Origin of the sequence: Peribacillus simplex, from assembly GCF_001578185.1 — a bacterium.
Classification (GTDB): domain Bacteria; phylum Bacillota; class Bacilli; order Bacillales; family DSM-1321; genus Peribacillus; species Peribacillus simplex_A.
In genome coordinates this window covers 1,002,864-1,020,571 of record NZ_CP011008.1, presented here as the reverse complement: position 1 = coordinate 1,020,571, position 17,708 = coordinate 1,002,864, and the positions used below count along the sequence as shown (strand labels likewise).

17 protein-coding genes are annotated in these 17,708 nt (G+C 40.0%); 2 read left to right on the top strand and 15 right to left on the bottom strand.

The window, feature by feature from the left end; translation table 11 throughout:
* The first annotated feature begins 105 nt into the window (after nucleotides 1–105).
* Nucleotides 106–906 carry a SurA N-terminal domain-containing protein gene (locus UP17_RS04755; RefSeq protein ID WP_061461882.1) on the top strand — a complete coding sequence of 267 codons (801 nt, stop codon included), beginning with the start codon at nucleotides 106–108 and terminating at the stop codon, nucleotides 904–906.
* A 101-nt stretch (nucleotides 907–1,007) separates the two neighbouring features.
* On the opposite strand, the gene UP17_RS26045 is transcribed toward UP17_RS04755, so the two are convergent.
* The 13 genes from UP17_RS26045 to UP17_RS04685 form a co-directional block, all read right to left on the bottom strand.
* Nucleotides 1,008–2,581, bottom strand: a protein-coding gene (locus UP17_RS26045; RefSeq protein ID WP_155727228.1) for an IS3 family transposase whose coding sequence is annotated in 2 segments (ribosomal slippage) — nucleotides 1,008–1,939 and nucleotides 1,939–2,581 — 1,575 coding nt in all. Because the reading frame shifts where the segments join, the coding sequence is not laid out codon by codon here.
* A 239-nt stretch (nucleotides 2,582–2,820) separates the two neighbouring features.
* Complete coding sequence (gene arsC / locus UP17_RS04740) at nucleotides 2,821–3,240, bottom strand: arsenate reductase (thioredoxin) (protein WP_061461879.1); 420 nt, start codon at nucleotides 3,238–3,240, stop codon at nucleotides 2,821–2,823.
* Between the two features lie 33 nt (nucleotides 3,241–3,273).
* On the bottom strand, nucleotides 3,274–4,572 hold the full coding sequence (locus tag UP17_RS04735) for an arsenical efflux pump membrane protein ArsB (protein WP_061461878.1): 1,299 nt from the start codon (nucleotides 4,570–4,572) through the stop codon (nucleotides 3,274–3,276).
* An 18-nt stretch (nucleotides 4,573–4,590) separates the two neighbouring features.
* Nucleotides 4,591–4,938, bottom strand: coding sequence for an ArsR/SmtB family transcription factor (locus UP17_RS04730; protein ID WP_061461877.1), 348 nt, complete (start codon nucleotides 4,936–4,938; stop codon nucleotides 4,591–4,593).
* 306 nt (nucleotides 4,939–5,244) lie between these two features.
* Complete coding sequence (locus UP17_RS04725) at nucleotides 5,245–6,660, bottom strand: SpoVR family protein (RefSeq protein WP_061461876.1); 1,416 nt, start codon at nucleotides 6,658–6,660, stop codon at nucleotides 5,245–5,247.
* Nucleotides 6,661–6,829: 169 nt separating this feature from the next.
* Nucleotides 6,830–7,909, bottom strand: a complete 1,080-nt coding sequence (locus UP17_RS04720) for a YkvI family membrane protein (protein WP_061461875.1) — start codon at nucleotides 7,907–7,909, stop codon at nucleotides 6,830–6,832.
* 169 nt (nucleotides 7,910–8,078) lie between these two features.
* Nucleotides 8,079–9,188, bottom strand: coding sequence for an o-succinylbenzoate synthase (menC, locus tag UP17_RS04715; protein ID WP_061461874.1), 1,110 nt, complete (start codon nucleotides 9,186–9,188; stop codon nucleotides 8,079–8,081).
* A 13-nt stretch (nucleotides 9,189–9,201) separates the two neighbouring features.
* Complete coding sequence (locus UP17_RS04710) at nucleotides 9,202–9,996, bottom strand: GNAT family N-acetyltransferase (RefSeq protein ID WP_061461873.1); 795 nt, start codon at nucleotides 9,994–9,996, stop codon at nucleotides 9,202–9,204.
* Nucleotides 9,989–11,143 carry a M20 peptidase aminoacylase family protein gene (locus UP17_RS04705; protein ID WP_208857043.1) on the bottom strand — a complete coding sequence of 385 codons (1,155 nt, stop codon included), beginning with the start codon at nucleotides 11,141–11,143 and terminating at the stop codon, nucleotides 9,989–9,991. The genes UP17_RS04710 and UP17_RS04705 overlap by 8 nt, the downstream gene beginning before the upstream one ends.
* 52 nt (nucleotides 11,144–11,195) lie before the next feature.
* The gene (locus UP17_RS04700) at nucleotides 11,196–12,038 is read right to left on the bottom strand and encodes a MurR/RpiR family transcriptional regulator (protein WP_061461872.1); all 843 of its coding nucleotides are present in this window, start codon (nucleotides 12,036–12,038) and stop codon (nucleotides 11,196–11,198) included.
* 205 nt (nucleotides 12,039–12,243) lie between these two features.
* A complete protein-coding gene (locus UP17_RS04695) occupies nucleotides 12,244–13,125 on the bottom strand; it encodes a radical SAM/SPASM domain-containing protein (protein WP_061461871.1) in 882 nt (293 codons plus the stop codon).
* A 246-nt stretch (nucleotides 13,126–13,371) separates the two neighbouring features.
* On the bottom strand, nucleotides 13,372–13,692 hold the full coding sequence (locus UP17_RS04690) for a DUF3889 domain-containing protein (RefSeq protein WP_061461870.1): 321 nt from the start codon (nucleotides 13,690–13,692) through the stop codon (nucleotides 13,372–13,374).
* Nucleotides 13,693–13,740: 48 nt separating this feature from the next.
* Nucleotides 13,741–14,709: a M14 family zinc carboxypeptidase gene (locus UP17_RS04685; RefSeq protein ID WP_061461869.1), complete on the bottom strand. Its 969-nt coding sequence runs from the start codon at nucleotides 14,707–14,709 to the stop codon at nucleotides 13,741–13,743.
* Nucleotides 14,710–14,841: 132 nt separating this feature from the next.
* Between UP17_RS04685 and UP17_RS04680 the strand changes: the two genes are divergently transcribed.
* Nucleotides 14,842–15,096, top strand: coding sequence for a YhdB family protein (locus tag UP17_RS04680; protein WP_061461868.1), 255 nt, complete (start codon nucleotides 14,842–14,844; stop codon nucleotides 15,094–15,096).
* A gap of 117 nt (nucleotides 15,097–15,213) precedes the next feature.
* On the opposite strand, the gene UP17_RS04675 is transcribed toward UP17_RS04680, so the two are convergent.
* Nucleotides 15,214–15,741 carry an NADPH-dependent FMN reductase gene (locus UP17_RS04675; RefSeq protein ID WP_061461867.1) on the bottom strand — a complete coding sequence of 176 codons (528 nt, stop codon included), beginning with the start codon at nucleotides 15,739–15,741 and terminating at the stop codon, nucleotides 15,214–15,216.
* Between the two features lie 209 nt (nucleotides 15,742–15,950).
* Nucleotides 15,951–17,681: a phospho-sugar mutase gene (locus UP17_RS04670; RefSeq protein ID WP_061461866.1), complete on the bottom strand. Its 1,731-nt coding sequence runs from the start codon at nucleotides 17,679–17,681 to the stop codon at nucleotides 15,951–15,953.
* Nucleotides 17,682–17,708 lie beyond the last annotated feature (27 nt).

The window sequence follows — 17,708 nt, the reverse complement described above, 5'->3', positions numbered from 1 at the left end:
CTGTTTTCTGGAAAAAAGAATGAATATATTGTGTTTTAATGGGGAATTCCTTTATAATGCGCATTAGATGATTTTTTTAGCACTGAATACGAGAGGAGACTGAATATGAAGAAACTATTGTACCCAATCGTTATTGGATTATTGGCAGTTGTTCTAACAGCTTGTGGTTCGAACGATGAAGCTGATAAAAAAAGTGGCGGGAAAGAGACTAAAACAACTGAGGAACAGCAAAACAAGAATGATGAGAAAGAAACGGCTAAAGCAACTGAGGAACAGCAAAAAAAGATGGAAGAAATGCAGAAGGAACTAGACAAGCAAAAGGTGGATGAAAAGAAAACCGTGGCCATCGTCAATGACGAAAAAATTTCAGGTGCGGAATATAATACCGTTTTGTCCACGACACAAATGCAGATGCAGCAATTCGGACAAGACCCAACATCAAAAGAGGGAGCCAAACAAATTAAAAAGCAAACGATCGACTCTTTAGTAGGGCAAACATTGCTTCTTCAGGCTGCTGATAAAAAGGGCTATACAGCTTCCAAGGCTGAAATCGAAAAGCAACTTGCCCAAATCAAAGACCAATATGGAAATGAAGAGAAATTCAAGGAAGCGATGAAAAAGGCAGGCCTGAATTCAAAAATGTTGAATGCTCAGATCGCAGAGAATATTCCATATACGAAGTATGTTGAAAAAGAGATTAAAGTGGATGAACCAACTGACGAAGAAATTGAAAAGTCCTACGACCAGTATGCGAAGCAAGCTAAGGCAAGCGGGCAGAAGGTACAGAAACTTGAAGAAATGAAGCCGCAAATCAAGGAACAGCTAAAGCAGCAAAAGAAACAAGAAATGCTTGTGAAACGTGTGGAAGAACTTAAGAAAAATGCTAAGGTCGATATTAAGATTTAATGACTAAAAGAGCTGCCAAATTAAACTGCACCCCAATTGTTAGACAGCATTAACAATGAAGTGCTCCCTGTCAAGTAGACAGTGGAAATAATAAAAATGCTTTACACGGCTTGATCCCTAAATTCCAAGGGGCTCAAGCCGTCTAATTTTTCTTGATAGCGCTCTGAATTATAAAACGAAATGTATCCTACAATTGCTATTTTTAGCGCTTCATATGTATCATATTTATTTAAATAGTATTTTTCGCATTTGAGCGTACCCCAAAAAGCCTCGATTGGTCCGTTATCAATACAACGTCCCACTCTAGACATACTATGTACCATCTCGGCATCATCTATCATCCGTTTGAAAAGTTTTGAAGTATATTGATAACCACGATCGCTATGAATAAGTGGATGCTCATCCTCTTTTAATTTTTGTATGGCTGGTGTCATCGTTTGAAATACAAGTTTATTGTTATTCGAATGCCCTAATACATAACTCACAATCGAATTATCGTATAAATCAATAATGGCGCTTAAATAAGCCTTTTTGCCATTCCCATATTTAAACTCCGTGACATCTGTACACCATTTTTGATTCGGTTGGTCTGCTTTGAACTTGCGACTGAGTATGTTTTCTGCTACATAATCTGGATTCGATTTACGATATTTTTTTCGTTTTCGACGAATCACCGATTTTAATCGACACATTTTCATCAAACGATAAATACGTTTTTTATTTACCTTCGGTAAATCTACTTTTTCACGCTGACGATTGATTGTAAGTGTGATGCGACGATATCCATAAATCCCATCTACTTGTGTATAAAGGTACTGAATTGATTCTAGAAGCTGTTCATTCTCGATTTCCCGTGCTGATGGCTGACGGTTCAACCACTTATAATAAGCAGCACGTGCAACATCGGCAATTTCACATAATAAAATGATTGGCAGTGCTTCCTTCGCTGCTAATTCTTGAATGGCAATATAACGGTTATGTATACAACTTTTACTTAACGACGCCTCCTTTCGATTTCCTCTAACTTTTTTAAGAAGAGATTTTCTGCACGTAATCGTTCATTTTCACGTTCCATGCGTTGAATTTCTAAACGAAACTTGTCTTCAGTGCTTAACTCTTCTTCTAACTTTGTACGTCCACGGCGATCTTGTAAGCCTAATTCCCCGTATTTTTCGAATTTTTTTACCCATTGATATATTTGTTGGTAAGAAACCGCATATTGTTCAGCTGTTACTTGATAACTTTTATCGTTGGCAATACAAGCTTGTGCTATTTCAATGCGCTCTTGTACTGTTGTTTTTCTACCTTTAGTCATAGTTTGGCTCATTCCTTTACCCGAATCTTTTAATTCACTATGACTAGTATACTTTTTAATCCAATTTCGCAAAACGGATGTACCGGAAAGTCTATATTTTCTAACGGTTTCTCTTAATGAATAACTTCCTGAAATATAGTCTTGAACAGCTGCTAGCTTTAATCCTTTCGGATATGTATTATGATTCTCACTTCTATTAAGACTATCCTCTCCAAAAAACAAGTAATTATTTTGCCAATCTTTGATCGTTCTAGAATCAACTTTATACAACTCGGCCACCTCATTAAGAGTGAATTGGCTATTTTCATAGAAATTTAGAATCTCTAATTTTTCTTCTTTTGAAAAGCTATATTTTCTCATAAAAAAACCTCCCCAATAGGCAAACAGATTTTATTTTTTAATCTGTCTACTTATTGGGGAGCGTATCACAATTGGAGGTGCAGTTTTTTTTGATTAATGGACATCCTAATAACAAAACTGCAACAAAGTCCCCTATTCTGACAAATTGACTCAAATCCTTTTGAAGAAAAGTGCTGATGAAATGAATCAAGCAATTTATACTTTTTTATCGACAATCATCACTCACGGCCTTTCATTTTTTATACGCCCGTTTTAGAGAACCGTTCGATTCTTTCTCTGATTTCATCACGGACACGTTGGAAGGTAGCCCATTTTTCTTCATCAGTTCCTTCCGCTTTTGCCGGATCATCAAAGCCCCAGTGTTCCCGTTTAACATGCGGTGGCGTCATTGGACATTTGTCTGCCGCATCGCCGCATAAAGTAACCACAAAATCCGCATTATTTAATATGTCAGTGTCGATGGTATCTGATGTTTGATTGGTGATGTCCAATCCCGCTTCATGCATTGCTTTTACGGCCTTTGGATTTAACCCGTGTGCTTCGAGCCCTGCACTAAGAACTTGCCATTCTTCACTTAAGTATTTCTTCCCCCAGGCCTCTGCCATTTGGCTTCTGCAAGAGTTACCAGTACATAAGAAGTATAGTGTTTTTTTAGCCATGCTGTTTCTCTCCTTCATGAGTAGAGTAAATCTTTAGTGTATGATGAGCAACCAAATATATAAACCAACTAATGTGATGAACAATGTTGGGATGGTTAGGATGATTCCAGTTTTAAAGTAGGTTCCCCATGAAATTTTCACGCCTTTTAACGATAGTACATGCAGCCACAGCAATGTAGCTAAAGAACCGATCGGAGTGATTTTCGGGCCCAAGTCCGAACCGATGACATTTGCATATATAAGGGCTTCCTTGATAACGCCGGTAGTATTGGTATCGGAAATGGCAAGTGCATCGATCATCACGGTTGGCATGTTATTCATAAGCGAAGAGAGAATGGCGGCAATGAAGCCCATTCCAATCGTTGCTGCAAATAATCCTTGATCGGCGGTAACTTGGATTAAATCCGTTAATACATTCGTCAATCCAACATTCCGCAGGCTGTAAACCACAACATACATGCCAATCGAGAAAAACACGATTGCCCATGGTGCGCCTTTTATAACCGTTTTCGTGTTGACTGCCGGGCTCCTACTAGCCATGATCAGGAAGAAAATGGCGACGATGCCTGCAATGATGGATACAGGTACCCCAATGAATTCACTTGAAAAATAACCAATAAGTAAAATTCCCAGAACAATCCAGGACAATCGAAACATTCTTTGATCCCGAATGGCTTCCACTGGCTTCTTAAGTTGTGATACATCATAATTCTTGGGAATGCTTTTACGGAAAAACAAATATAAAACCAAGATGCTAGCTACCAATGCAAAGATGTCCGGTACGATCATTCTCGATGCAAACCCGGCAAAACTGATACTGAAAAAGTCTGCGGATACTATGTTTACAAGATTGCTTACCACTAAAGGTAATGAAGTTGTATCGGCAATAAAACCACTGGCGATGATAAATGGTAAAATCATTTTATCACTAAACTTCAAGGCACGAACCATCGCTAATACAATTGGTGTAAGGATAAGGGCCGCTCCGTCGTTTGCAAAAAATGCAGCAACAAGCGCACCCAGAATACTTACATAAACAAACATCCTCACTCCGTTTCCCTTGGCTGCCCTAACCATATTTAGTGCTGCCCATTCAAAAAATCCTATCTCATCCAAAATGAGCGAGATGATGATGATGGCAATGAAGGCGAGTGTCGCGTTCCAGACAATCGATGTCACATCAATGACATCCGCAAAATCCACCACTCCCACAAGTAAAGCCAAAACCGCACCGCCACAAGCTGACCATCCGATCGACAGTCCCTTTGGCTGCCAGATGACGAGAATGAGTGTTAATAAAAAGATGATACCTGCCAAAATAACTGATCCCACTTAAGTTGTACCTCCTAGTCAGTCACAACAAATCCGTTTTCCTTGTGCTGTTAATTCTTCTAATTTTAAGTTTTGACTTGGCAAATCCCCGATGACCGTTAGAATAAATGAATAATATGAGGATGTTTTGTTTAACGAGTAAAAAATCCATTGTCCCCTTCTCTCTTCATTCACGATTCCACTATCTTTCAACTTTCGTAAATGTTGGCTGATAGCTGGCTGGCTCATTTCGAACAGGTCCACAAATTCACAGACACAGCATTCATGTTCAGACATGATCTTAACCATGGTCAAACGGGTTTTATCACCTAGTAATTTAAGTATGTTTGCGGTGGTTTCCAAACCCAAAGCTTCATTCATTTGCATACTGCCCCTCCTTATTCAATAGTTAAATAAGTATATGCTTATATGAAATCAATTCTTCATCATTATATAAGCATATTCTTATATACTCAAGTGAAAACTATACATCTTATTTAATATAACTTTACTCTGGTTTGACTACCAAAAAACGTCCCCTTCTTGCTCAGCGAATAGCAGTTAATCAAATATAGAATTTTTGTTAAGAAAGTATCGTTTATGGAGAGCGAAAGGAGAAGTTGGAGGGTATGACAATTCGTGAAGGAATCATACGAAACAAAAAAACTGCCGAGTTACCGGCAGTTTTTTTGTTTACAAATATTTCCTGTGAATACTTTTTCCATCATAGGAAAACATGACTTCTTTTCCTTCCATGACTGATTCCATATGCACGGAGCGGCCCCAAAGCTGATGGATATATGGCATGACTTTTTCGAGATATTTCAGATCCAGTTCAATATCTTCATACCAATGTTTTAGATAAAGTTCCCCATTACGCATGTAGTCTCCATCATTTACTGTGATATAGGGGAATCCTCCGTTAACCCTCATACTGACGAGTTGATCACGAACCTGTTCCCATGCCTTATCGACGATTTTGTAATCCTTGCCCTGCTTTTGGAATAAATACATATCCTCCCGCATGACCAGGTCTTTGGTCAAATAATTGCGGAGAAAGGAAATATCCGATTCGATTTCCCTGACTTCGAACATCTTTTCCCGGCCAGATCCAGGCTTGACACCCAGCTTGATCATTTCTTCGGTTGGATTATCATAGCGTTCTTCAATATCTTCAAGCACTTTCAATCCGAGATAATAAGGATTTATGCTGGTCTTTGATGGCTGAACGACACCTGCGTTCAGTTTTGCGAACTCAATGGCTTCCCCTGAGGATAAATCCAATTCACGGATTATGCGTTGATGCCAGTAGGATGCCCAGCCTTCATTCATGATTTTCGTTTCCAGCTGCGGCCAGAAATAAAGCATCTCTTCCCTGATCATCGTCATGATATCCCGTTGCCAATCGGATAGGTCCCTGCTGTACTGTTCAATGAAAAGCATAATATCCTTTTCTGGCCTTGGCGGGAATTTTTTTCTTTTTTTAATGTTGGATTTCTTCGGTTTATCCTTATTATCAAGATTCCATAAATCATCGTATTGTGTGGCTGTTGGTTTTGCTTCCTCTTCTTCTTCCTCATCTTCCATCGTCCAGGCAAGCTTCGGTCTCATCAGCGACGGATCGATATGTTCTTCAATGGCTAAAAGTGCATCAAGGAAAGTTTCCACTTTCTTTTTGCCATGCAGGATTTCATATTCACGGATTCTTTCTGCCGTGGCCGACATACTTTCCACCATATCTCTCTTAGTATTATTGAAACGTACATTATTCTTAAAAAAATCACAATGGGCCAAAACGTGGGCGACAATCAATTTATTTTGTACTAGTGAATTGGAGTCCAGCAGAAAAGCGTAACAAGGATTAGAGTTAATGACCAGTTCGTAGATCTTACTTAATCCAAAGTCATACTGCAGCTTCATTTTATGAAACTGCTTCCCAAAGCTCCAATGAGAAAAACGGGTCGGCATCCCATAGGCACCAAATGTATAAATGATTTCTGATGGGCAAATTTCATAACGCATCGGGTAAAAATCCAACCCGAATCCAGTTGCTATTTCTGTAATTTCACTAATGGCATATTCCAGAGCCTTTTGCTCCGCTCCATTCATCCGATATCCCCCTTGTCTTCCGCCTTTAAACTAATGTATGAAAAAAAGGAGGAAAAATGCCGTGATCATGAGTAAAGATCCTCGATAATAAAAAAAACACCTCCATGAAGAAGATGTCTGTTCAAATGATTCATGCAGTTCTGTACTCGATCTTAATTTCCCTACTCTATTAAAATTTTGCGAATTCCGTATTCACTGCCCCCTTTTTCGCCTTTGACCGAATCCAGGAAATGATAAGGGCTGCAATGATTACAAAGCCTAAATATCCTGTGACTGGGTATACCGTTCCAACCAATTTTATGAAGCCAACGAAACTTGCAAGGAAGGCGAGGATCCCTACCATTATCACGGATATTTTAAAGCGTCTCGTTTCGGCAGGAACCAACCTGGCTGTGAATGCATACAGCATCCCGACAGCGGTATTATAAATCATTCCTAAAAGGATGATTGATAGGATATATCCCAACCATGGAGAAATCTGATTCGCTAAATGAAGGGTAGGCATTCCTGAGCCTTCTATGCCCTTCAAGTCGGACATCATCCCCAAATTGATTAACAATAGCAAGATTCCCAATCCGATACCTCCCAGAATCCCTCCAATACCAGCCTCCTTCTTATTCTTGAAGGTCCCTCCCATTACGGCTAGCATGGCAATTCCGGCAGTCATATTATATGAAACATAAAGTAATGAACCCATTATCCAGTTTCCGGTTGCAGCATTTCCTTTACTTGAAGATGAAATGATTTCATTGAAACTTAGATCGGATGTGAAAAATGAATAACCTGAAATAATGATCATGATAACAAATAAAAACGGTGTGATGGCACTAATGATGGACATTATTTTATTAACATTAAGTAAGAGCGTGCCAATCGTCAGCACTGCCATGACAATTGCACCTACTATACTGGGAATCCCGAATTGTTCTTCAAAAATCGTTCCGGAACCAGCAATCATGATGACAGTAACGCCAAACAAGAAAAATGTGATAATAACATCGACCACCCTGCCTAAATAGCGGCCACAAATATGTTCGATGATGCTTTTATGGGAGCGCGTTTGCAAAGTGCTCCCCAATTGCGTAACTTGCATGCCTAAGAACGCGAATAAAGCTGTCGCAACCACAATTCCCAATACACTGTAGATTCCAAAGCTAGTGAAGAATTGTAATACTTCTTGTCCTGAAGCAAAGCCTGCTCCAATGATGATTCCAATATATGCCCCTGCAAGATTTACACTGTTTTTCATATCAGACCCCCGCCCTAATTAAAAGATTATTCTGATAACTTGGATTAAATGAAATATCTTCCCGTTCATCACAATCCCTGATCCGTAATAGCTTCCCAGCTTCAGTAATTTTTACGATCCATCGCCCATGAAGCTGGGTAGAGCCATTATTCCAACTCTTGGTCATTTATCATTTGGTATATCTTTTACTATGGGAAGTGAATTCATCGACCCTAGCGTAATTGACTTCATAGCCAATGCCTGCCGCCTTTGGCACAGTTATGACTCCATCTTCCACTGTAACCTCTGGTTGAATGATGTCCTTATGCCAATAATTCGCGGATGCTGCCGTATCACCAGGCATCGTGAAGTTATCAAGTGTTGTCAATGCGATATTATGGGCACGCCCCACACCGGATTCCAACATGCCTCCGCACCAAACCGGAACATTTCTTTCTTTACATAATTCATGTATTTTCATTGCTTCCGTTAAACCGCCAACCCTGCCGATCTTAATATTAATGATTTTACAGCTTCCCAATTCAAGGGCTTTTCTTGCATCTTCCACGGAATGTATACTTTCATCCAAGCAAATCGGTGTTTTGATTTCCGCCTGTAATGTGGCATGATCGACAATATCGTCTGATGACAAGGGCTGCTCGATCATCATTAAATCAAATTGATCAAGTTGTTTCAGTAATTCGATGTCTTTCAGCCGGTAAGCGGAGTTTGCATCCGCCATGATCGGAACATCGGGATATCGACTGCGTACTTCCCTGATTACATCTACATCCCATCCTGGTTGTATTTTCATTTTGATTCTTTTATACCCATCTCTCAATCCAGCTTCTATCTTCGCCAGTAATTCAGGTACCGTTTTTTGGATGCCGATGCTGATTCCAACATCGATTTTTTTTAGGTCCCCGCCTAAAGCAATACTTAATGGAATATTCTTTTCTTTCGCATATAAATCCCAGATGGCCCCCTCGATTGCCGATTTTGCCATATTATTTTTGCGAATATGCGAGAACATATCCGATACATCACGAGGATGCTCTATTTCTTTATTCAATACAAGCGGAATCAGGAAATCCTCCAGCATGGTCCAATTGGTTTTTATGGTTTCTTCGTTATACCAAGGTGCTGAAAACGCCACAGATTCAGCCCAGCCCGAAAGCCCCTCTCCATTTTTCACTTCCACAAGTATGAATTCCTTATCTACAAATGTTCCAAAACTTGTTGTAAACGGAGCTACCAAATCCATATTTAAATGACGTAAACGCACTTCTGTTATTTTCATCCCGATTCCCCTCTTATTCTTGTTTTTTTAATAAATAGTTTTGAATGGTTTCACCTTGTTCCCGTTCGATCCCGGCTGCAACATATCCTTTGGCAAAAAAAGCTTTGAATAATTCACCGGTTTTTAACCGCCAATCAATCGCAAGGCGGAGATCATCTTTTTTGATTTTTTGAATATCTGTCGGAATGGGAATGGCGACCACGTCGGCATTGGTTTCCAAATGATAATCCTTGATGTAAGGAAAGCCTTGGTCATTCATTTCTGTGGTTACGATGTGTATGGCTTTATCAGGAAGCGGTGTCTCTTCCTTTGCTCCCTGCCCTATATTCCATTCCACCATGAAACGATCAGTGGACAATCCTTCATTGAGGGTATCCTTCATATTTCCATAACAATCTTCCATATATGTTGAACAAACCGCTTTTAGTTTACCGATATTCAAGTTTGCGTTCACACTTTCCAATGGATCATATGTCCATGTAATTAGATTGTAGCCTTTTTTGAGCGCTTCTTCTTTTTGTGCCAGTTTAAGTAATCTGCCGTAGCCCTTCTTTTGATGAGCCGGATGGATGGCTAACATATGTGAACAAAGAAACACCCTTCCATCCTTGAATCCCGGGAAACTGTATTGAAATCCAACTAACTGGTCATTGATATAGCCGCCTAAAACAAGCCCTCCGTTTTTGACTGCGGTAATCGTCTGATGGGTAGGAACGCAATCCATGCCCCATACAAGGATTTCAAGACGCTGTACTTCTTGTAAGTCCTCTAGTGTTGTTAGGGATTTAATGATTAATTCATCAGTCATGTAGGTGTCCCCCCTCGCCATATTTCTCGAAAGTAAATATGATGGCCTTAGTCAGGATTTCAATTCCCGATAACAAAGCATCTTTGTTGAACGTCATGTTCGGATGATGGAGCCCTGGTGTCAAATTACATCCCAACCCAAGCATCGTCGCTTTGAGCTTGGGTCTTTTCAGCGTATAAAAATGAAAATCCTCTCCTCCAGTTGTAATGACAGGCGCTACCAGATTTTCTTCTCCGAGTGTATCGGCTATCGCTTCAGCCATTATTTCCTGGGCTTGTTCGTTCACGATTGCTGCAGCAACGTTGGTTCCCGGTTCGAGTTTCATTTCAACTCCATGGACAATGGCCAAGGATTCGGCAACTTTTTCCACCTTTTTGGTGAGCTCTTCCATGACAGCATTATCCTGAGCCCTTAAATCCAATGAGAAAGTGGCTCTCCCTGGGATGATATTGGAACTTTCGCCCCCAGCAAAAAACTGCGTCATTTTTACTGAATAAGGGATGGACGGATTGAGATGGATACCATTTAATAAAGTGACGAATGCTGCTCCTATCTCGATGGCATTTTGCCCTTGATGCGGTCTGGCTCCATGTGCATCCGTCCCCGCTATTTCTCCTTTAATGAACTGGGCAGCCCCATGGACAATGGCTGGAGCCGCCTGCCCATCCTTCACTTCCTCAACTGGCCTTAAGTGCACTCCATAAAGGAAATCGACATCATCCAAAACTTTCTCTTCAATCATCTTCAAGGCGCCCGTACCTTTTTCTTCAGCAGGCTGAAAAATGAATTTCAGCTTACCTCTTGGTCGAAAGTCCATTTCCTTCAATACCAGGAAAACTCCAAGCGCCAAGGTCATATGCCCATCGTGTCCACATGAATGATTGGCCTGAAACGTCCCATGCACCTCCTGCCAAAGTGCATCGATATCCGATCGTAACCCGACTGTGAAATTCCCATCCCCGATTTCCCCAATCACTCCTGTACAGTCTTCGAATGATTTTACCTTGCATTGATTTTCCATTAAAATATTGGAAATGAATGCTGTCGTACTCACTTCATTCCAACTCGTTTCAGGATGTGCGTGTAAATGGTCGAAGATATCGATGATACGCGGCCTTAATTTTCCGATTGTTAGTTTGATATCCATTTCTGTCTCCCCCTTAACTCCCGGCTTAATTGGCTTGACTTATGACTTTATTTCAAAAGAAATATTCGTCTTGATTGAACGCATCATATATAGCCTTTCTTTTTTTAAAACCCTGTTCATCTTTAATCGATACACCAGCTACTATACTATTCAATAATGAAAATAAAACCGGTGCCGTATCGATAGTGGAAGTCCTTGGTGTTGAAATAGGCAATAAAATGTCAGTGTAGTCAGCAATCGGAGCCAATTCAGAATCCGTTACGCCAATTACAAATGCACCCGCTTGTTTAGCCATTTCCGTAATTTTCACAGTTTCTTTCACATAACGGTGAAATGAAATGGCTACAAAGACGGAATTTTCAGTCATTTTATTCATCAGTAAAAAAATATCATCAGTATCCGGCCTATATAAATGGACCTCCTCCCTGACAAGCCTCAGTGTAAAGGTTAACCAATGTGCCGCAGAAAATGATAACCGATGTCCGGATATCAAAACATTGTCGGCTGCCGCCAATTTATCAACCGTTTTAGAAAAATCTTCATTTGATAAACTTTTGATTGTCTTTTCGATACTGACGATATCCTGCCCCATCACTTGAGCCATGAAGTTTGGTTGATTCGCAGCTTCAAGTTTTGAAGAATGATATTCATTCAAACTGCTGCTCTCGAATATCAACTGATTTCGAATAAGTTTTTGAAGTTCCGCAAATCCACTTAACCCCAATGAATAACAAAAGCGGATGATGGTCGTTTCACTCACACCTATATCATTCCCGAGCTTTTGAGCTGAAGTGACTGCAAATGTATGTGAATGTACTAACAAGTATTTTGCTACCTTTTTTTGGCCAGTTGATAAACCAGGGAATACTTCTTTAACTTTTTGCTGTAATTCCATAAAAAATCCCCTCTGAAGCAAGATATGAATCCAAAACTTCTAATATGACAATATGAAGTTTTTACTTCATCAATAATAAAGAGTATTTTATCATGGGACTTTTAATAAAACAATAATATTCAGAATTTTTAATAAAAAGAAATGTCAATGTACCTCAATCACAAAAAAACCACGAAGATGAACTCCATGGTTTCCTTATCTTTATTTATTTTTTATGACGCTTTGCATAGCCACATCGTTTACATAATTCTTCAACTGCACATCTTCTTGAAAAACCATCATACATATTTTTAGCCCGTTCACCATTTAAAATATCTTCAAGTGACGTTTCAAATATATTCCCCAGTGGAATTTTCCCTTCACTATCCAAACAACAAGGTACGACTGTACCATCCACCAAAATGCCTAACTGATCTCTAAGAGCATAGCAGAAAATATTCTCATCGATAATGTCACGGTCCAATTCTGGCCACTCGAATTTTTCAGCCATGTTTATATAAACACGGTCCTTCAATTTAATATTATTCTTCTGCTGAAGAGCTTCACTTAAACGAATGTCCAATGAAAGCTTCTCCTCCAACATGCTGAGAATATCGTCGTTCAGGCCATTACTCGCTTTTAGTTCATCCGTATCCATATTCCATAAACGAATGGCACAAATCATTTCACTTTTTTCATTTGCCTCATTTATGAAATCGGCAATATTACTGACATATGAGTCGAGACTATTGCTCGTATCGTTTGCCTCGAAGCTATGAAGTGAAATATTCACCTGACGAAGGGCTTTTTTGGAGAGCAGCTTTTCTTTGACCTTTTGAATCAAAGTACCGTTCGTTGTTATATTCACCTTTAGGCCATTTTCTGCACTGATATCCAGGAATGTACCCAAATTTTTATTTAAAAAGGGTTCACCCATCAGATGAAAATAAATGTGATCGGTGTGCGGTTTGATTTTCTCGATTACATGTGTAAACCCTTCAGGATCCATGAATTTAAGAGTCCTTTGCAAGCTGGAGCTTGGACAAAAATTACACTTCAAGTTACATATATTTGTAATTTCCACATAAACTTTCTTAAACTTTCTCATTTTCTAATACCCCTACAATCAAGCTTATTGTTTCATTCTGATACTAACTATACTGGTTAGCTGCTCATAAATGCAATGAAAACTTCATGGCAGCGGATATCAAGGAACGGATAGGTATCACTTCACTGTGGCAACTAATCCGATATCCACCATTTTCCGGACAATCCTTTAAAGAAATCAGAAAAAAACATCTTCTCGAGGTGAAGATGTTGGCTAAAATTCAAACCTTTTATTTTTGTTCTGAATTTACTTTCTTTTTTGCTCAGTGACCTTTAAACTAAGTAATTTTTCATTTTTCAAATCATGTTGTACGGTCACGATAACATTGAACTCATTTCCCTTATCCGCGACTAAAAAGATGAAAGCATCTTCGACAAGATTTTCCGTTACAGTTTTCCTACCCTTATATTCGTAATCGGTAACCTCAACTTCAGGATAATCTGCCTGCACTACGGCAATCGCAATCTTTCCGTATTTTTCGTAATCGGGTTTTTGGGCCTGTGTTGAAATGGACCCTGCTTGTATAATCAAAAAAATCCCCATTAACATCACGATGACTTTTTTCAAAATTCTTCCTCCTCATATTTTCCTCTTAATATTATTATGTAAGATTGTTCATTTGTTATGCAGCTGCATCGCTTCTTTAACAAGCATGATTCCAACTGATCGATTCCTTTTCCATTCCTCAGGAAATACACTCAAGGGAGGATTGGTTTCATCCACTAAATAACTAAGTTCGATTGTCATTCCCGGGCGGTGGAATTCAGTTATGAACCAATCTGTAAATCCACTTCCTACCGCTTCTTTTTCCGGAAAGGTCAGTTCATACCCAGTCAATTCCGATGTTTTTTTGGCAATCCCATAATCCCTCACCATATTTTCCCGTTTATTTTTGTAATGCCAAAAGATTTCCCTTCCTGAGGTATGATAGGCAACAGCAAGAAGGGGATCGATTTCCCTTGTAAAATCCGCAAGCGCTTTAACTTCAGCTGCTTCAAGTGGTTTTTCCCCTTTATAAAATTGATAAGATGGTTTTTTTTCATGACTCATGACTTCTTTCCATCCAGACGGATACTGCCTATTTAAATCAATGCCCTTGGCGTTGGCTTTCCATCGCGACCAATTCTTGCTATATCCGTTCATTTTCCATACTGCTGCCTTTTCAAGTATATTTAAGTTTGATAAATCTCCTTGCTGGATGCTGACTCCATCTGGATTAAGCATCGGGATGAACCAGATGCTAACTTCATCCAATGCTCCCGACGGGTATTCTCCAACAGGCTTGCCCGCTCGATAAGCGGCTGCATAGTCTTCAAGCATGCTCATTAAAAGTTTGGAGCTGAGCCATTCCCGCCCATGATGTGACCCCACAAACAAAATCGATTTTTTTCCTTTTCCTAACTTGACTGCTTTTATATCTTTTCCCTTTTCAGTTTGACCGATTATTTGAACGTCCAATTCATACTGGTGTTGGATTCCTTGCAGATCCATTTCCATCCGCTCAGGAGAATACACCTCTTCTGCGAGTGTGGTTTCAGGAAAAAAAAGCAGGACAATTACTCCAATTACCATTATTTCTCTCATGTACTCACCTTTTTTTTTTATTCAGGTAAAAAGCAACAACCGCGGTCCAAATACATCACCACTTATTGTAAGGAAATGTTCAGTCCGATCTGAACAAAATACAAATAGCTCCTTATTAAGGGGGAGAACTACATGAGGATTGCGGATTATGATCAGGCATTGTTTCACACACACCGTTCTGATTGGGACAGCTTGTTAGTATTGATGGTTCGGACGAAAGATCATTTTCTTTCAAAAAAAATAGAACATTTTTTGCACGCATACCGGTTTGAGCATGATTACCAAATTGTTCAATCCCAGTTGTATGCGCTGCTTCGTTATCTAGATCATGCGGCAGAAAAAACAAGTGATTATTTAAGTGAACTTCCAAGCTTAAATCAACTATAGTTTTTGCAAAACGGGAAAATTTATACAAGAAGATTGATTTTCGGGGATTTGACTTTGGCTGGTGAACCCTATAAAACAAGGAAGGGTCAGGTATGAAAATACCTGACCCTCATTTCATTATTTTTTCATTGTTGCATACGCAGCTGCATACATTTTAAGATCTTCAAGTAAACCTTCCACAAGTACGGCAGACTCTTCAAGTAAACCATCATTTTCATAATCGAAGCAATGTGGATCCAGAACCAATTGTTTGGCGATCACATTTGCATAAAGGCTGCGGCCCACTGTTCTCATTGAATTTAAGGCGTTGATCCCACCTTTTCCTCCGCCGGAGACAGCCAATAAAGCGACTGGTTTATGCGTGAATTGTTCATTGCTTAGAAAATCCAAGGCATTTTTCAAAGCTCCACTCATGGAACCATGATATTCCGGAGTGGTCAGGATCACGCCATCCGCTTCACCGATGCTTTTCCGAAGACCTTGAATCACTTCCAATTGATATTGCTCACCTTCACCTGAATATAAAGGGATCTCACTATTGCTTAAATCAATAAGTTCCGCTCCGTATTTCTTGGAAATGTAGCGTGAGGCTATCCCTGTACGCCCTTGTTTACGTGGTGAACCATTAATGATTACTAATTTCATGAATATTCCTCCATTATCCCTTATTGCCGCTCACTCTAAATTCAATACTTTACCGATGTTTTCCGAGGTCACTTGCCAATACAGTATACCAAAACCGAAACCGAATTTCCTTGAATTTTGCTCATTCAAATTTCCCAGAGGCCACTTTAAGATACTTTTACACGAAAAAAACGAAAGACCGGAAATCTTTCGTTTAGCTTTTCATACCTTTAAACTAACGCTTCAATCTTGCCCATGAAATCTGCCATGACTCCCGATAACTTGGACTCAGCTTCTGGCATTGATTTACCTTGGACACCGAAATAGAATTTAATTTTCGGTTCAGTACCTGAAGGACGGAGGCATACCCATGTACCATCCTCAAGGAAATACTTCAATACGTTTGATTTCGGAAGCTCGATCAGTTCTTCACCCTCGGAAAGTAACGTACGCTTTTTGCTGCTTTGATAATCTTCTTCAACGACCACCGCGATTCCAGCTATACGAGCAGGCGGGTTTTGACGGAATTGATTCAAGATTCCTTGAATCTGTTTCGCTCCCTCAATGCCCTTTAAAGTTAATGAACGCAACCCTTCTAGGTAGAATCCATATTTTTCAAACACATTCAGTAACCCTTCATAAAGCGTCAAACCCTGCTTTTTATAATAAGCACAGACCTCAACAGCCAGCACAGCCGCTTGAATGGCATCTTTATCACGTGCAAAGTCTTTAATCAGATAACCATAGCTTTCTTCATATCCGAACAGAAAGCTATGTTCCCCGCTTTCGTTATACTGATTTATTTTCTCGGCGATGAACTTAAACCCGGTAAGTACATCAATCGTCTGCAAGCCATAGGACTCCGCAATCGTCCGCCCGATTTCCGAGGTGACGATTGTTTTTAAGACGACTCCATTTTGGGGAATATCCCCTTTTTCTTTTTTCTGGGACAGTAAATAATCAAGGAAAAGGGCGCCTGTTTGATTTCCAGTCAGGACAACATATTGACCCATCTCGTTTTTCACAGCAATTCCAAGCCGATCGGCATCTGGATCCGTTGCTATCAATAAGTCCGCTTCCACTTTGTTTCCAAGCTCGATTGCCATTTCAAATGCAGCTGGTTCCTCTGGATTTGGAGATTTGACTGTCGAAAAATCAGGATCTGGCAGTTCCTGGTCCTTAACTATATGCAAATTTTGATACCCTAAGCTTTGCAGTGCCCGCCTGACGGATTTATTTGCCGTTCCATGAAGCGGCGTAAAGACGATTGACACATCTATTTCCTCGGCAAGCCTTGGATTCTCGGGAACAGTGAGCAACTCTCGATTATATGCTGCATCCAATTCCTCCCCAATCATTTCGATGAGGCCCTGCCCTTTAAGAACTTCCGCTTCTTCAACCTGAATTTCAAGCTCATTTTCAATGGCATCCACATAGCTGATCACTTGATCCGCTGCTTCCGGTGGCAATTGTGCCCCATCTGGTCCATAAACCTTGTAACCATTATATTCAGGCGGATTGTGGCTTGCCGTAATGACAATTCCAGCAAAAGCATTCAGCTCGCGAACGGCAAATGATAATTCTGGTGTCGGACGCAACTCATCGAATAAATAAGCCTTCACCCCAAATGTCGCCAACGTTTTAGCTGCTTCTAGTGCAAACTCCGGAGACTTATGTCTCGAATCATATGCAATCACAGCCCCTCTTCCTTTTGCCTCTTTCCCAAACGAAGAGATATATTGGGCCAACCCAACCGTTGCCTTCCTTACAGTATAAAGATTCATCCGGTTCGTTCCAGCTCCGATTTCCCCACGCATTCCGCCTGTTCCAAATTCTAAATTCTTATAAAAGGCATCTTCGAGTTTTGCTTCATCCCGCTGCATTTCCTCAAGGAGGACACGTAATTCCCCATTTAAATTCTGGTACCCTGCCCAAGTGGTGTATAAAGATTTCCAATCCATCTCCAACATCTCCTCCCAAACGCCTTA

Coding starts and splice junctions, on each gene's coding strand:
- UP17_RS04755 (WP_061461882.1), top strand. CDS start 106: ATGAAGAAACTATTGTACCCAATCGTTATTGGATTATTGGCAGTTGTT.
- arsC (WP_061461879.1), bottom strand. CDS start 3,240: ATGGCTAAAAAAACACTATACTTCTTATGTACTGGTAACTCTTGCAGA.
- UP17_RS04730 (WP_061461877.1), bottom strand. CDS start 4,938: ATGCAAATGAATGAAGCTTTGGGTTTGGAAACCACCGCAAACATACTT.
- UP17_RS04725 (WP_061461876.1), bottom strand. CDS start 6,660: ATGAATGGAGCGGAGCAAAAGGCTCTGGAATATGCCATTAGTGAAATT.
- UP17_RS04720 (WP_061461875.1), bottom strand. CDS start 7,909: ATGAAAAACAGTGTAAATCTTGCAGGGGCATATATTGGAATCATCATT.
- menC (WP_061461874.1), bottom strand. CDS start 9,188: ATGAAAATAACAGAAGTGCGTTTACGTCATTTAAATATGGATTTGGTA.
- UP17_RS04710 (WP_061461873.1), bottom strand. CDS start 9,996: ATGACTGATGAATTAATCATTAAATCCCTAACAACACTAGAGGACTTA.
- UP17_RS04705 (WP_208857043.1), bottom strand. CDS start 11,143: ATGGATATCAAACTAACAATCGGAAAATTAAGGCCGCGTATCATCGAT.
- UP17_RS04700 (WP_061461872.1), bottom strand. CDS start 12,038: ATGGAATTACAGCAAAAAGTTAAAGAAGTATTCCCTGGTTTATCAACT.
- UP17_RS04695 (WP_061461871.1), bottom strand. CDS start 13,125: ATGAGAAAGTTTAAGAAAGTTTATGTGGAAATTACAAATATATGTAAC.
- UP17_RS04685 (WP_061461869.1), bottom strand. CDS start 14,709: ATGAGAGAAATAATGGTAATTGGAGTAATTGTCCTGCTTTTTTTTCCT.
- UP17_RS04680 (WP_061461868.1), top strand. CDS start 14,842: ATGAGGATTGCGGATTATGATCAGGCATTGTTTCACACACACCGTTCT.
- UP17_RS04675 (WP_061461867.1), bottom strand. CDS start 15,741: ATGAAATTAGTAATCATTAATGGTTCACCACGTAAACAAGGGCGTACA.
- UP17_RS04670 (WP_061461866.1), bottom strand. CDS start 17,681: ATGGATTGGAAATCTTTATACACCACTTGGGCAGGGTACCAGAATTTA.